This window comes from Pseudomonas sp. NPDC085632 (assembly GCF_044541255.1).
Taxonomy (GTDB): Bacteria; Pseudomonadota; Gammaproteobacteria; order Pseudomonadales; family Pseudomonadaceae; genus Aquipseudomonas.
The window spans coordinates 17,907-31,821 of sequence record NZ_JBITSX010000034.1; the positions used below are offsets into that span (position 1 = coordinate 17,907).

Sequence of the window (13,915 nt, forward strand, 5' to 3'; positions counted from 1 at the left end):
ATTTGCCGCTTATTTGGTTCCGTTGGCAGCCAAGTGAATCGACCAACGGCCTCGGAATGAAAAAAAACTCTGTTATAAAGTTGCGCGCTATCACTGAAGAGCCACGCCTAATGCGACCATTTTTCAAGACATGGCTAACCATCTGCCTATTAATGCCACTGGCCGCCCACGCCACCAATCGTGAGCAACGTCTTCCCAACGTTAACGGCTTCACCCCTAAATCCCATGCTTCGGCTCCTTCGAGCAAAAGCAGCAAAAGCAAAACCACCACGCTGAGCAGCAAGAGCCACAGCAAGCTGGTGCCACCGATGGCGAGCAAGGAAAGCAGCAATGTGCTGAGCCGTGCTGTGAACGTCCTCGGTACACCTTATCGTTGGGGCGGCAGCAGCCCAAGTAAAGGCTTCGATTGCAGCGGTCTGGTGAAATACGCGTTCAACGACGCTACGTTCGACCTGCCACGCACCTCCAACGCCATGGCCAGCGGTCACGGCGAGAAAGTCGAGCGCAAGGATCTGAAACCGGGCGACCTGATTTTCTTCAACATCAAGAGCCGTCGGGTCAACCACGTTGCCATCTACCTGGGCAACGACCGCTTCATCCATGCCCCACGTCGTGGCAAAGCGGTGAGCATCGACACGTTGAACAAGCCGTATTGGGAACAGCATTACGTCGTTGCCAAGCGGGTGTTGCCGAAAGAACAAAGCCAGATGCGCGTCGTTCAGCGCTGAGTCTTCGAAGCAAGATCAAAAGATCGCAGCCTGCGGCAGCTCCTACATCGGGATCAGCGTTTCCCTGTAGGAGCTGCCGCAGGCTGCGATCTTTTGCTTTTGGCGTTTAAAAATTATCCGGCGTACGCGCCTTCTCTCGCGCATGCTCGCGGCTGATCAAGCCCTTGGTCACCAGATCCTTCAGGCACATGTCCAGTGTCTGCATCCCCAACGACCCACCGGTCTGAATCGCCGAATACATCTGCGCCACCTTGTCCTCGCGGATCAGGTTACGGATCGCCGACGTGCCCAGCATGATCTCGTGCGCCGCCACCCGCCCGCCGCCGATCTTCTTGATCAGCGTCTGCGAAACCACCGCCAGCAACGATTCGGACAGCATCGAGCGGACCATCGACTTCTCGTCACCGGGGAACACATCCACCACCCGGTCGATGGTTTTCGCCGCTGAAGTCGTGTGTAAGGTGCCGAACACCAGGTGCCCGGTTTCCGCTGCGGTCAGCGCCAGGCGAATGGTTTCCAGATCACGCATCTCGCCGACCAGAATCACGTCCGGGTCTTCGCGCAGCGCCGAGCGCAATGCGGTGGCAAAACTGCGGGTATCACGATGGACTTCACGCTGATTGATCAGGCATTTGCGCGATTCGTGAACGAATTCGATCGGGTCTTCAATGGTCAGGATATGGTGATGACGGTGGGTGTTGAGGTAATCGATCATCGCCGCCAGCGTGGTCGATTTGCCGGAACCGGTCGGCCCGGTGACCAGCACCAGCCCGCGCGGCGCATCGGTGATCTTGCGAAAGACATCGCCCATGGCCAGGTCTTCCATGCTCAGCACTTTCGACGGAATCGTACGGAACACCGCGCCAGCGCCACGGTTCTGGTTAAAGGCGTTAACCCGAAAGCGCGCCACACCGGGGACTTCGAAAGAAAAGTCGGTTTCCAGATGTTTCTCGAAGTCGACCCGCTGGGTATCGTTCATGATGTCGTAGATCAATTCGTGCACTTGCTTGTGATCCAGCGCCGGCAGATTGATCCGCCGCACATCGCCATCAACGCGGATCATCGGCGGCAGACCAGCCGACAGGTGCAGGTCGGAAGCGCCTTGTTTGGCGCTGAAGGCAAGCAGTTCAGTGATATCCATAGCGCTCCTCAATTCCAGTAGAATGCCGCGAACCTTCAGACCGCTGGCGCCTCTTGATGTCCACGATAGCAGACAACATTCTTAAGGTTGGTTCGCGCATCCAGACCGCGACCCAAGCCGCACACCGTCCTGAAAACAGCGTCCAGTTACTCGCCGTCAGCAAGACCAAACCCGCCGAGGCCCTGCGCGAAGCGTTTGCCGCCGGCCTGCGTGACTTTGGCGAGAATTACCTGCAGGAAGCCCTGGGCAAACAGCTCGAACTGGCGGACCTGCCCTTGATCTGGCACTTCATCGGCCCCATTCAATCGAACAAGACTCGCGCCATTGCCGAGCATTTCGACTGGGTGCACTCCGTGGATCGCCTGAAAATCGCTCAGCGCCTGTCCGAACAGCGCCCGGCCGAGTTGCCGCCGCTGAACATCTGCATTCAGGTCAACGTCAGCGGTGAAGCCAGTAAATCCGGCTGCACACCGGCGGACCTGCCAGCATTGGCTAAAGCCATCAGCGATTTGCCGCGCCTGAAATTGCGCGGTTTGATGGCGATTCCCGAGCCGACCGACGACCGCACCGAGCAGGATGCGGCCTTCGCCGCTGTGCAGAAATTGCAGGCCAGCCTCGATCTGCCGCTCGACACACTGTCCATGGGCATGAGCCACGACCTCGAGTCGGCCATTGCTCAAGGCGCCACTTGGGTCCGTATCGGTACGGCCCTGTTTGGTGCCAGAGATTATTCCCAGTCTTGAACGAATCCAGATAAGGACCACACATGAGCAACACACGTATTGCGTTTATCGGTGCGGGCAACATGGCGGCCAGTCTGATTGGCGGCCTGCGCGCCAAAGGGCTGGAAGCGGCGCAGATCCGCGCCAGTGATCCGGGCGAAGAAACCCGCGCCAAGGTCAGCGCCGAGCACGGCATCGAAACTTTCGCCGACAACGCCCAGGCCATCGACGGCGTCGATGTGATCGTCCTGGCGGTCAAACCTCAGGCGATGAAAACCGTGTGCGAAGCGATTCGCCCGAGCCTGAAACCGAATCAACTGGTGGTCTCCATCGCGGCGGGCATCACTTGCGCCAGCATGACCGCGTGGCTCGGCGAACAGCCAATCGTGCGCTGCATGCCGAACACCCCTGCGTTGCTGCGCCAGGGTGTCAGCGGTTTGTACGCGACCAGTGAAGTGACCGCCGAGCAGCGCCAGCAAGCCGAAGAGCTGCTGTCCGCCGTGGGCATCGCCCTGTGGCTCAACGAAGAGCAGCAACTGGACGCGGTCACTGCCGTTTCCGGTTCCGGCCCGGCGTACTTCTTCCTGCTGATCGAGGCCATGACCGCCGCCGGCGTCAAACTCGGTTTGCCGAAGGACATCGCCGAGCAACTGACCCTGCAGACCGCGCTGGGCGCCGCACACATGGCTGTGTCCAGCGATGTTGACGCTGCCGAACTGCGCCGTCGCGTGACCTCGCCAAACGGCACCACGGAAGCTGCAATCAAATCATTCCAGGCCAATGGCTTCGAAGCCCTGGTCGAAACCGCACTCGGCGCCGCCGCGCACCGCTCGGCCGAAATGGCCGAACAACTGGGCAAATAAGGAGCCTTACATGATTGGATTGAACACTGCAGCGGTTTACGTGCTGCAAACCCTCGGCAGCCTGTACCTGCTGATCGTGCTGCTGCGCTTCGTCCTGCAACTGGTACGGGCAAACTTCTACAACCCGCTGTGCCAGTTCATCGTCAAAGCCACCCAGCCGCTGCTCAAGCCACTGCGCCGGATCATCCCGAGCCTGTTCGGTCTCGACATGTCGTCGCTGGTCTTGGCGATTCTGGTGCAACTGGCGCTGATGGCGCTGACCCTGCTGCTGACTTACGGCACCACTGGCAACCCGCTGCAACTGTTTATCTGGTCGATCATTGGCGTGACCGCGCTGTTCCTGAAGATTTTCTTCTTCGCCCTGATCATCAGCGTGATTCTGTCGTGGGTCGCGCCGGGCAGCCACAATCCGGGCGCTGAGCTGGTCAACCAGATCTGCGAACCGGCATTGGCGCCGTTCCGCAAAATCCTGCCGAATCTCGGCGGTCTGGACCTGTCGCCGATCTTCGCCTTCCTCGCGCTGAAGCTGATCGACATGCTGGTGATCAACAATCTGGCGGCGATGACGATGATGCCGGAAATCCTCCGTCTGCTGATGTGAGCTGGTTTCGATGGGACGGTGACGACTTGATCCTCGAGTGTCACCTGCAACCGGCAGCCCGCAGCGATGACTTCGCCGGGCTGCACGGTGATCGTCTGAAAATTCGCCTGACTGCGCCGCCGGTCGAGGGCAAGGCCAATGCTTATCTGATGGGCTTTCTGGCCAAGGCATTTGGCGTTTCGAAGAGCCAGGTCAGTTTGCTCAGTGGCGAGCTGAACCGGCAGAAGCGAGTGAAAATCTGCTCGCCGAAGAAGTTGCCGGAGTTGCCGGGGTTGGTTGCGCGCTTGTCTTGAGTTTTGCGGCGTCTGTACCCCTCACCCCAGCCCTCTCCCCCTGGAGAGGGAGCCGATCCATGGTGTTTTCAAAACCTGAGTTCGACTCGATATCCCACGTCGGCGTATCTCGAACATCCACCCCAGTCAGTCCCCTCGTCCTCCGGGAGAGGGAGCCGATTTTGGTGGTTTTCAAGGCCTGAGTTCAACTCGACAGATCAGGTCGGCGTAGCTCAAAAGAACACCTCGGTCGGTCCCCTCTACCTCTGGGAGAGGGCTAGGGTGAGGGCCGCTTGCCGCTAACCCCCCCGGTCTTTAGACTTACGCCTCATTTCAACGAGAGCAGGGTCGATGCCAACTGCCTTTCCCCCCGATTCTGTTGGTCTGGTGACGCCGCAAACCGCGCACTTCAGCGATCCGCTGGCGCTGGCCTGTGGCCGCTCGCTGGCCGCCTATGACCTGATCTACGAAACCTACGGCACGCTGAACGCGCAAGCGAGCAACGCCGTGCTGATTTGCCACGCCTTGTCCGGCCATCACCACGCCGCCGGTTATCACAGCGTCGACGACCGCAAGCCCGGTTGGTGGGACAGCTGCATCGGCCCCGGCAAACCGATCGACACCAACAAGTTCTTCGTGGTCAGCCTGAATAATCTGGGCGGCTGCAACGGCTCCACCGGCCCGAGTAGCATCAACCCGGAAACCGGCAAACCGTTCGGCGCCGATTTCCCGGTGCTCACCGTGGAAGACTGGGTGCACAGCCAGGCACGCCTCGCTGATCTGCTCGGCATCGGCCAGTGGGCGGCGGTGATCGGCGGCAGCCTCGGCGGCATGCAGGCGCTGCAATGGACCATCACCTACCCCGATCGCGTGCGTCACTGCCTGGCCATCGCCTCGGCACCAAAGCTGTCGGCGCAGAACATCGCCTTCAACGAAGTCGCGCGTCAGGCGATCCTGACTGACCCGGAATTCCACGGCGGCTCGTTCCAGGAGGCCGGCGTGATCCCCAAGCGCGGCTTGATGCTGGCGCGCATGGTCGGGCACATCACTTACCTGTCCGACGATTCCATGGGCGAAAAATTCGGCCGTGGCCTGAAGAGCGAAAAGCTCAACTACGACTTCCACAGTGTCGAGTTCCAGGTCGAAAGCTACCTGCGTTATCAGGGCGAAGAGTTTTCCGGGCGTTTCGACGCCAACACCTATCTGTTGATGACCAAGGCGCTGGATTACTTCGATCCGGCGGCGAACTTCGACGATAACCTGGCGAAAACCTTCGAGAACGCCACGGCCAAGTTCTGCGTGATGTCGTTCACCACTGACTGGCGTTTCTCCCCGGCGCGTTCGCGCGAGCTGGTGGATGCGTTGATGGCGGCGCGCAAAGACGTCAGCTATCTGGAAATCGACGCACCGCAGGGCCACGACGCCTTCCTGATTCCGATCCCGCGTTACTTGCAGGCGTTCGGCAATTACATGAACCGCATCACGTTGTGAGAAAGCCATGAGAGCTGATCTGGAAATCATCCAGGAATGGATCCCCGCCGGCAGCCGCGTCCTCGACCTCGGTTGCGGTGACGGCGAGCTGCTGACCTGGCTGCGCGACAACAAGAATGTCACCGGTTATGGCCTTGAGAACGACGCCGACAACATCGCCGAGTGCGTGGCCAAGGGCATCAACGTCATCGAGCAGGATCTGGACAAAGGGCTGGGCAACTTCGCCAGCAACAGTTTCGACATCGTCGTCATGACCCAGGCCCTGCAAGCGGTGCACTACCCGGACAGGATCCTCGACGAAATGCTGCGGGTCGGTCGTCAGTGCATCATCACTTTCCCGAATTTCGGTCACTGGCGCTGCCGCTGGTACCTGGCGAGCAAGGGCCGCATGCCGGTCTCCGAATTTCTGCCGTACACCTGGTACAACACACCGAACATTCACTTCTGCACCTTTGAAGACTTTGAAGAACTTTGTCGCGAACGTGATGCGAAGGTCATTGATCGGCTTGCCGTGGATCAACAGCACCGTCACGGGTGGGCCAGTAAGCTATGGCCTAATCTGTTAGGTGAGATCGGTATCTACCGTGTCAGCAGCCCGCAGCTTGCAGACCACAAAGTCGCGGTCTGAATCCCGGCATTTCGAGGAGCACGATCATGGGTCGTTTAGCGTTGTTGTTATTGACTGCCTGCCTGAGCGCCAGCGCTCTGGCGGCTGATGTCATCAAGGGCGAGCGTCAGGAAACCTTTGGCGACGTGACGGTGCACTACAACACCTTCAACTCGACGTACCTGCAACCGGACATCGCCAAGGCTGCCGAACTCATCCGCAGCAAGAATCAGGGCGTGATCAATGTCTCGGTGATCAAGGACGGCAAACCGCTGATCGCCAACGTCACCGGCACGGTCAAAGACCTCACCAGCCAGAGCGTGACGCTGACTTTCCGCCAGGTGACCGAACAGGGCGCGGTGTACTACATCGCCCAGTACCCGGTGGAACAGCAGGAAACCCGCACCTTTGAGATCAAGGTGCAGAACGGCGACAAGATCAACGCCATCAATTTCAACCAAGAACTCTTTCCCGGCGAATGATGAACATCAAGCAGCTCGTACTGGCCAGCCATAACGCCGGCAAACTCAAAGAACTTCAGGCCATGCTCGGCGACTCGGTGCAACTGCGCTCGATTGGCGAGTGGAGCAAGGTCGAGCCGGAAGAAACCGGCCTGTCGTTCGTCGAGAACGCGATCCTCAAGGCGCGCAACGCCGCACGGATTTCCGGGTTGCCGGCGCTGGCCGACGATTCCGGTCTGGCGGTGGATTTCCTCGGCGGTGCGCCGGGCATCTATTCCGCGCGTTATGCCGACGGCAAGGGCGATGCGGCGAACAACGCGAAACTGCTCGACGCCTTGAAGGATGTCCCGCAAGCCGAGCGCGGTGCGCAGTTCGTTTGCGTGCTGGCGCTGGTGCGTCACGCTGACGATCCGTTGCCGATCCTCTGCGAAGGCCTGTGGCACGGGCGGATTCTGACCGCTGCCAGCGGCGAACACGGTTTCGGTTATGACCCGCTGTTCTGGGTGCCGGAACGTGACGTGTCCAGCGCCGAACTGAGCCCGGCGGACAAGAACCAGATCAGCCACCGCGCCCGTGCAATGGATCTGCTGCGCCAGCGTCTGGGCTTGAAATGACCCGTGATTCTTCTGCGTCGTCGCTGATTGTCGGCGGCGCCGCCTCTTCGCCTCGGGCGCCGTTGCCGACGCTGCCGCCCCTGGCGCTGTACATCCACATCCCGTGGTGTGTGCGCAAATGCCCGTATTGCGACTTCAACTCGCACACTGCCAGCCCGGTGTTGCCGGAGCAGGAGTACGTTGACGCCTTGCTGGCCGATCTCGATCAGGATCTGCACGCCGTGTACGGGCGTGAAATCAGCTCGATCTTTTTTGGTGGCGGCACGCCGAGCCTGTTCAGCGCCGAAGCGCTTGGGCGTTTGCTCGAAGGCGTCGAGCAGCGCATTCCATTTGCTCATGACATTGAAATCACTCTGGAAGCCAATCCGGGCACCTTCGAACAAGAGAAGTTCGTCGCGTACCGCAAGCTGGGGATCAATCGCCTGTCGATCGGTATCCAGAGTTTTCAGCAGGAAAAACTCAAGGCGCTCGGCCGGATTCACAACGGTGACGAAGCGGTGCGTGCCGCCGGCATGGCGCGTCAGGCCGGGTTCGATAACTTCAACCTCGACTTGATGCACGGCTTGCCCGATCAGTCGCTGGACGATGCCTTGAGCGATCTGCGCCAGGCCATCGCGCTGAATCCGACGCACATCTCCTGGTATCAGCTGACGCTGGAGCCGAACACCGTGTTCTGGAATCAGCCGCCGGTGCTGCCGGAAGACGACACGTTGTGGGATATTCAAGAGGCCGGGCAAGCGCTGCTGGCCGAGCACGGTTACGCGCAGTATGAAGTCTCGGCGTATGCCCAGGCCGGGCGCCCGGCGCGGCATAACCTCAATTACTGGAGCTTCGGCGACTTCATCGGCATTGGCGCGGGAGCCCACGGCAAGCTGAGTCATCCGGACGGACGCATCGTGCGCACCTGGAAGACGCGTCTGCCGAAGGATTACCTGAATCCGGCGAAAAGCTTTCAGGCCGGCGAAAAAGCCCTGACCAATGACGAGATGCCGTTCGAGTTTCTGATGAACGCTTTGCGCCTGACCGCGGGCGTCGAATCGCGCCTGTATCCGGAGCGTACCGGCCTGTCGCTGGAAAGCCTCGCCGAAGGCCGGGCAGCGGCAGAACAAAGCGGTCTGTTGCAGGTCGAACCGTCACGTCTGGCGGCCACCGAGCGCGGACAGCTGTTCCTCAACGACTTGCTGCAACAATTTCTGAACTGAGCCCAACCTCAACTTCAGCCCCAAGGAAAAACCCATGGATTTGATACTCGACCTGCTCGCCACCGTCTCCCGCTGGAGCCGCAGCAACCTCTCGGAAATCGCTCTGGCCTTGGTGGGCTGCCTGCTGGTGCTGTTCGGTGCCGACTTCAAAGGCTGGGTCGAGCAACGCCTGGGCAGCATCGCCGGCGCCCTGCGCATACCGCTGATGTCGCTGCTGTGTGTGATCGGTAGCGGCGCGGCGCTGATTTACGCCACGCCGTGGGTGATCAAGGGCTTGAGCCAGTTCAACAACTACAGCCTGGCCCCCGTGCTGCTGGTAGTCCTCGTTCTCATCGGCGTAGTCGCCGACCGCCGCTAACCCCACAAACACCCCAAAACAACTGTGGGAGCAATGACAGGGAAGCTCATGAGTAAAAAACTGCTGGATGAGACGAGCAAATTTCTTAGCTACGTATTGCGCCACGAGCCTCAGGCGATTGGGCTGACGCTGGATTCGGAAGGCTGGGCAGATATCGAAGCAGTGATCAGCGGCGCTGCGCGTGATGGTCGAAACCTGGATCGTTCACTGATTGAAAACGTCGTAGCGAACAGCGACAAAAAGCGCTTTTCGATCTCGGAAGATGGCCAGTCCATTCGCGCCGTTCAGGGCCATTCGACGAAAAGCGTAGCGCTTCAACTGGAGGAAAAGCAGCCACCGAAAACGCTGTATCACGGTACGGCGACGCGCTTCATGGACTCTATCAACCAGCAAGGCTTGATCCCGGGATCGCGTCACCACGTGCATCTCTCGGCAGAATCCGCCACTGCCTCAGCCGTAGGGCAACGCTACGGAACCGTGGTAGTCCTGAAAGTCGCCGCGCAGCAAATGCAGGAGCAAGGCTTCAAGTTTTATCAGGCCGAAAATGGCGTCTGGCTGACAGAGCAAGTGCCAGTGCACTTCATTTCCACCCTGTAACTTCTGACGAAACCGAAAACAACTGTGGGAGCGAGCCTGCTCGCGAATACGGTGTGTCAGTCAACATCAACGTTGAATGAACATCCGCCTTCGCGAGCAAGCTAGCTCCCACAGTTTTTATTGCGTGATGCTTAAGCGAGTTTTTCGAACTTCAGATCCCACACGCCATGGCCAAGACGTTCGCCGCGGCGTTCAAACTTGGTGATGGGGCGTTCGGCCGGGCGTGGCACGCACTTGCCGTCTTCGGCGAGGTTGCGGTAGCCCGGGGCGACGTTCATCACTTCCAGCATGTATTCGGCGTACGGCTCCCAGTCGGTGGCCATGTGCAGAATGCCGCCGACCTTCAGCTTGCTGCGCACCAGTTCAGCGAACGACGCCTGAACGATACGACGCTTGTGGTGACGGCTCTTGTGCCATGGATCCGGGAAAAACAGCATCAGGCGATCGAGGCTGTTGTCGGCGATGCAGCGGTTGAGCACTTCGATCGCGTCGCAATCGTAGACGCGAAGGTTGGTCAGGCCCTGAGTCAGGGCGCCATTGAGCAGCGCGCCAACACCCGGACGGTGAACTTCAACACCGATGAAATCCTGATCCGGCGCCGCCGCAGCCATTTCCAGCAGCGAGTGGCCCATGCCGAAACCGATCTCCAGCGAGCGCGGTGCCGAACGGCCGAACACTTGATCGTAATCCACCGGCGCGTCTGCCAGCGGCAGCACGAACAGCGGCGTGCCTTGATCCAGACCTTTCTGCTGGCCTTCGGTCATGCGCCCGGCGCGCATCACGAAACTCTTGATGCGGCGGTGTTGGCGCTCGTCGCCTTCTTCCGTCTGGATAGGCGTGTCGTTCGATTCAGTCATCAATGGCTCTTACTTGATCAGACCATCCAGCGGCGAGGAGGCGCTGGCATAGAGTTTTTTCGGCATACGGCCAGCGAGGTAGGCCAGACGGCCTGCAACGATGGCATGTTTCATGGCTTCAGCCATCATCACCGGTTGCTGGGCGTGGGCGATGGCCGAGTTCATCAGCACCGCATCGCAACCCAGTTCCATGGCGATGGTTGCGTCGGACGCAGTGCCGACACCGGCATCGACCAACACAGGGATTTTCGCTTCTTCGAGGATGATCTGCAGGTTGTACGGATTGCAGATCCCCAGGCCGGAACCGATCAGACCGGCCAGCGGCATGACCGCGATGCAGCCGATTTCCGCCAGTTGACGGGCGATGATCGGGTCATCACTGGTGTAAACCATCACGTCAAAACCTTCCTTGACCAGCGTTTCCGCGGCCTTGAGGGTTTCAATGACGTTCGGGAACAGGGTCTTCTGGTCGGCCAGGACTTCCAGCTTCACCAGGTTGTGGCCGTCGAGCAGCTCACGGGCCAGGCGGCAAGTGCGCACGGCTTCGATGGCGTCGTAGCAACCGGCGGTGTTCGGCAGGAAGGTGTAGCGCTCCGGCGACAGCACGTCGAGCAGGTTCGGCTCGCCTTCGATCTGGCCCAGGTTGGTGCGGCGCACGGCGAAGGTGACGATTTCGGCACCCGAGGCTTCGATGGCCTGACGGGTTTCTTCCATGTCACGGTACTTGCCGGTACCGACCAGCAAACGCGACTGGTAAGTACGACCGGCCAGCACAAAAGGCTTGTCGCTACGAACGATGCTCATGGGGAATCCTCTTTAGGAGTGAGGGTCTTGCAGAATTCTGTGCCCTTGCGGACCACCCGATTAACCGCCGCCGATGGCGTGCACGACTTCGACGTTATCGCCGTCATTGAGCGTGGTGTCGGCATGCTGGCTGCGCGGGACGATATCCAGATTGAGCTCGACTGCCACCCGGCGTCCGGTCAGTTCCAGACGGGTGATCAGGGCCGCAACAGTTTCACCGTCGGGCAGTTCAAGGGATTCGCCGTTCAATTGAATGCGCATGCGTAATGCCGCCATCATTTTTGGGGGCTGGCATTCTAGCCCGATCATGACCTAAAGGTCAGCACCAAGCGTCAAGCGGTTGGTTGCAAGCGCCAGGCGGCGAGCCCGAGGCACAGCCAGCCGACCAGAAATGCCAGGCCACCGAACGGAGTAATAATGCCGAGTTTGCTGATGCCGGTGGTGGTCAGCACATACAGGCTGCCGGAGAACAGCAGAATACCGACGGTGAAGGAAACCCCAGCCCATGTCACCAGCCGGGTTTGAATTTGCGTGGCCAGCAGCGCTACACCGAACAGCGCCAGGGTATGCACCAGTTGATAGGTGACGCCGGTGTGGAAAATCGTCAGGTACTCAGGTGTCAGGCGGTTTTTCAGGCCATGGGCGGCGAATGCGCCCAAAGCGACGCCGGTAAAACCAAAAAAAGCGGCCAGCATCAAAAAGCCACGCAGCATGGGGAACTCCAGTCAGACGCGATCGGCAGGGTCTGTATAATGGCCCGCTCCACGGGTTCGGCCAAGCCATCTCTATGCTGCGTACTATTTTCCGTCGTCTCACGAAGGCCCTGCTCTGGTTCGCGGGCGGCAGCATCTTGCTGGTGCTGGTGTTTCGCTTCGTACCGCCGCCGGGCACGGCGTTGATGGTCGAGCGTAAAGTTGAATCCTGGGTCGATGGCGAGCCGATTGACCTGCAGCGCACGTGGAAACCATGGGACGAGATTTCCGATGACCTCAAAGTCGCGGTCATGGCCGGTGAGGATCAGAAGTTTCCGGAGCATTGGGGTTTTGACTTCAGTGCGATTCAGGCTGCCCTGGCGCACAACGAGCTGGGCGGCTCGATTCGCGGCGCCAGTACCTTGAGCCAGCAAGTATCGAAGAATCTGTTTCTGTGGGCCGGTCGCAGCTATCTGCGTAAAGGCCTGGAAGCGTGGTTTACGGCGCTGATCGAGGTGTTCTGGCCCAAACAGCGGATTCTTGAGGTGTACCTGAACAGCGTTGAGTGGGATGACGGGGTGTTTGGCGCCGAAGCTGCGGCCCGTCATCACTTTGGTGTCAGCGCGAAGTCGTTGTCACGGCAGCAGGCGAGTTATCTGGCTGCCGTTTTGCCAAACCCGCGAGTCTGGAGTGCCAGTCATCCGACCGCTTATGTATCGCGCCGGGCTGGATGGATTCGACAACAGATGAGTCAGTTGGGTGGGGACAGTTACTTGCTGGGGCTCAATGATTCACGACGCGCACCGTGGTCCCGATAGCCAGTCACTGTTTTTGTAGACACTGAAAATTCCTGTGGGAGCGGGCTTGCCCGCGATAGCGGTGATTCAGACAACATCTGCATGACTGACCCGACGCCATCGCTGGCAAGCCAGCTCCCACAGGGATTGATGCCACCCTGAAATATGCGCATAAAAAACGCCCCGATCATCGCTGATCGGGGCGTTTTTTATTGCCTGCTCGCCGGTTATGCGGCGATCGACAACTTGAGCTTGTTCATCGCGCTCTTCTCGAGCTGACGGATCCGCTCGGCTGACACGTTGTACTTCTGCGCCAGGTCGTGCAGCGTGGCTTTCTCTTCTGCCAGCCAACGCTGGTAGAGGATGTCACGGCTGCGTTCGTCCAGCACTTCCAGCGCTTCGTGCAGGTTGCTGTTGGAGTTGTCGCTCCAGTCGGCATCTTCCAGTTGACGGGCCGGGTCGTACCGGTGGTCTTCCAGGTAGTTGGCCGGCGACTGGAAAGCGCTGTCGTCGTCGGCTTCAGCAGCCGGGTCGAAGGCCATGTCATGGCCGGTCAGGCGACTTTCCATCTCGCGCACTTCCCGCGGCTCGACGCCGAGGCTTTCCGCCACGCGGTGGACTTCCTCGTTGTTCAGCCACGCCAGACGTTTTTTCTGGCTGCGCAGGTTGAAGAACAGCTTGCGCTGGGCCTTGGTGGTCGCGACTTTCACAATGCGCCAGTTGCGCAGGATGAACTCGTGAATTTCCGCCTTGATCCAGTGCACGGCGAACGACACCAGACGCACACCCATTTCCGGGTTGAAGCGCTTCACGGCCTTCATCAGGCCGACGTTACCTTCCTGGATCAGGTCAGCCTGAGCCAGACCGTAGCCGGAATAGCTACGGGCAATGTGTACGACAAAACGCAGGTGGGCGAGCACCATCTGCCGAGCCGCCCCCAAATCCTGCTCATAGTAGAGACTCTCGGCCAGTTCACGCTCCTGCTCCGGCGTCAGCAATGGAATGCTGTTGACGGTGTGCACGTAGGCTTCCAGGTTCGCACCCGGAACCAACGCATACGCAGGCTGCAAAGAATTGGTCATACGAAAAAACCTCCCACTTACATACT

General features: G+C 59.6%; 19 protein-coding genes. 13 read left to right on the forward strand and 6 right to left on the reverse strand.

The annotated features are described in order from the left end of the window. Nucleotides 1-110 precede the first annotated feature (110 nt). Nucleotides 111-728, forward strand: coding sequence for a C40 family peptidase (locus ACIF4X_RS19820; RefSeq protein ID WP_242207790.1), 618 nt, complete (start codon nt 111-113; stop codon nt 726-728). A gap of 106 nt (nt 729-834) precedes the next feature. Here the strand turns inward: ACIF4X_RS19820 and ACIF4X_RS19825 are convergent, their stop codons facing one another. Then, nucleotides 835-1,869, reverse strand: a complete 1,035-nt coding sequence (locus tag ACIF4X_RS19825; RefSeq protein WP_007953348.1) for a type IV pilus twitching motility protein PilT — start codon at nt 1,867-1,869, stop codon at nt 835-837. Nucleotides 1,870-1,925: 56 nt separating this feature from the next. On the opposite strand from ACIF4X_RS19825, the gene ACIF4X_RS19830 reads away from it, so the two are divergent. The 11 genes from ACIF4X_RS19830 (at nt 1,926) to ACIF4X_RS19880 (ending at nt 9,657) form a co-directional block, all read left to right on the forward strand. Next, nucleotides 1,926-2,612 (forward strand): YggS family pyridoxal phosphate-dependent enzyme, encoded by a 687-nt coding sequence (locus ACIF4X_RS19830; protein ID WP_397483419.1) that lies wholly within the window; start codon nt 1,926-1,928, stop codon nt 2,610-2,612. A gap of 23 nt (nt 2,613-2,635) precedes the next feature. Next, on the forward strand, nt 2,636-3,454 hold the full coding sequence (gene proC, locus ACIF4X_RS19835; protein ID WP_150749752.1) for a pyrroline-5-carboxylate reductase: 819 nt from the start codon (nt 2,636-2,638) through the stop codon (nt 3,452-3,454). A gap of 10 nt (nt 3,455-3,464) precedes the next feature. Beyond that, entirely contained in the window at nt 3,465-4,055 is a 591-nt protein-coding gene (locus tag ACIF4X_RS19840) for a YggT family protein (protein WP_129395902.1), read from the forward strand. Continuing rightward, nucleotides 4,052-4,348, forward strand: coding sequence for a DUF167 domain-containing protein (locus ACIF4X_RS19845; RefSeq protein WP_397483420.1), 297 nt, complete (start codon nt 4,052-4,054; stop codon nt 4,346-4,348). Before ACIF4X_RS19840 ends, ACIF4X_RS19845 begins: the two co-directional genes overlap by 4 nt. 330 nt (nt 4,349-4,678) lie before the next feature. Further along, complete coding sequence (locus tag ACIF4X_RS19850; protein WP_093429832.1) at nt 4,679-5,818, forward strand: homoserine O-acetyltransferase; 1,140 nt, start codon at nt 4,679-4,681, stop codon at nt 5,816-5,818. A 7-nt stretch (nt 5,819-5,825) separates the two neighbouring features. After that, complete coding sequence (metW, locus tag ACIF4X_RS19855; RefSeq protein WP_064116270.1) at nt 5,826-6,446, forward strand: methionine biosynthesis protein MetW; 621 nt, start codon at nt 5,826-5,828, stop codon at nt 6,444-6,446. A gap of 26 nt (nt 6,447-6,472) precedes the next feature. Further along, nucleotides 6,473-6,907: a DUF4426 domain-containing protein gene (locus ACIF4X_RS19860; RefSeq protein ID WP_397483421.1), complete on the forward strand. Its 435-nt coding sequence runs from the start codon at nt 6,473-6,475 to the stop codon at nt 6,905-6,907. Next, complete coding sequence (rdgB, locus tag ACIF4X_RS19865) at nt 6,904-7,500, forward strand: RdgB/HAM1 family non-canonical purine NTP pyrophosphatase (protein ID WP_034153664.1); 597 nt, start codon at nt 6,904-6,906, stop codon at nt 7,498-7,500. Before ACIF4X_RS19860 ends, rdgB begins: the two co-directional genes overlap by 4 nt. Beyond that, nucleotides 7,497-8,702, forward strand: coding sequence for a radical SAM family heme chaperone HemW (hemW, locus tag ACIF4X_RS19870; RefSeq protein ID WP_134176069.1), 1,206 nt, complete (start codon nt 7,497-7,499; stop codon nt 8,700-8,702). The genes rdgB and hemW overlap by 4 nt, the downstream gene beginning before the upstream one ends. 34 nt (nt 8,703-8,736) lie before the next feature. Then, on the forward strand, nt 8,737-9,060 hold the full coding sequence (locus ACIF4X_RS19875; RefSeq protein ID WP_034153666.1) for a DUF3392 domain-containing protein: 324 nt from the start codon (nt 8,737-8,739) through the stop codon (nt 9,058-9,060). 48 nt (nt 9,061-9,108) lie between these two features. Further along, complete coding sequence (locus ACIF4X_RS19880) at nt 9,109-9,657, forward strand: RNA 2'-phosphotransferase (RefSeq protein WP_397483422.1); 549 nt, start codon at nt 9,109-9,111, stop codon at nt 9,655-9,657. A gap of 131 nt (nt 9,658-9,788) precedes the next feature. Here the strand turns inward: ACIF4X_RS19880 and trmB are convergent, their stop codons facing one another. The 4 genes from trmB to ACIF4X_RS19900 all read right to left on the reverse strand — a co-directional run bounded on the left by trmB (nt 9,789) and on the right by ACIF4X_RS19900 (nt 12,031). After that, nucleotides 9,789-10,514, reverse strand: coding sequence for a tRNA (guanosine(46)-N7)-methyltransferase TrmB (gene trmB / locus ACIF4X_RS19885; protein ID WP_397483423.1), 726 nt, complete (start codon nt 10,512-10,514; stop codon nt 9,789-9,791). A 9-nt stretch (nt 10,515-10,523) separates the two neighbouring features. Next, the gene (locus ACIF4X_RS19890) at nt 10,524-11,318 is read right to left on the reverse strand and encodes a thiazole synthase (protein ID WP_007913621.1); all 795 of its coding nucleotides are present in this window, start codon (nt 11,316-11,318) and stop codon (nt 10,524-10,526) included. A 60-nt stretch (nt 11,319-11,378) separates the two neighbouring features. Continuing rightward, entirely contained in the window at nt 11,379-11,579 is a 201-nt protein-coding gene (gene thiS, locus ACIF4X_RS19895; protein ID WP_122604433.1) for a sulfur carrier protein ThiS, read from the reverse strand. A gap of 71 nt (nt 11,580-11,650) precedes the next feature. Continuing rightward, nucleotides 11,651-12,031, reverse strand: a complete 381-nt coding sequence (locus ACIF4X_RS19900; RefSeq protein WP_397483424.1) for a DUF423 domain-containing protein — start codon at nt 12,029-12,031, stop codon at nt 11,651-11,653. Nucleotides 12,032-12,105: 74 nt separating this feature from the next. On the opposite strand from ACIF4X_RS19900, the gene mtgA reads away from it, so the two are divergent. After that, the gene (mtgA, locus tag ACIF4X_RS19905; protein WP_016983236.1) at nt 12,106-12,828 is read left to right on the forward strand and encodes a monofunctional biosynthetic peptidoglycan transglycosylase; all 723 of its coding nucleotides are present in this window, start codon (nt 12,106-12,108) and stop codon (nt 12,826-12,828) included. 206 nt (nt 12,829-13,034) lie between these two features. Here mtgA and rpoH read toward each other — a convergent pair whose 3' ends face one another. Continuing rightward, nucleotides 13,035-13,889: an RNA polymerase sigma factor RpoH gene (gene rpoH / locus ACIF4X_RS19910; protein WP_007913617.1), complete on the reverse strand. Its 855-nt coding sequence runs from the start codon at nt 13,887-13,889 to the stop codon at nt 13,035-13,037. Between the last annotated feature and the right edge of the window lie 26 nt (nt 13,890-13,915).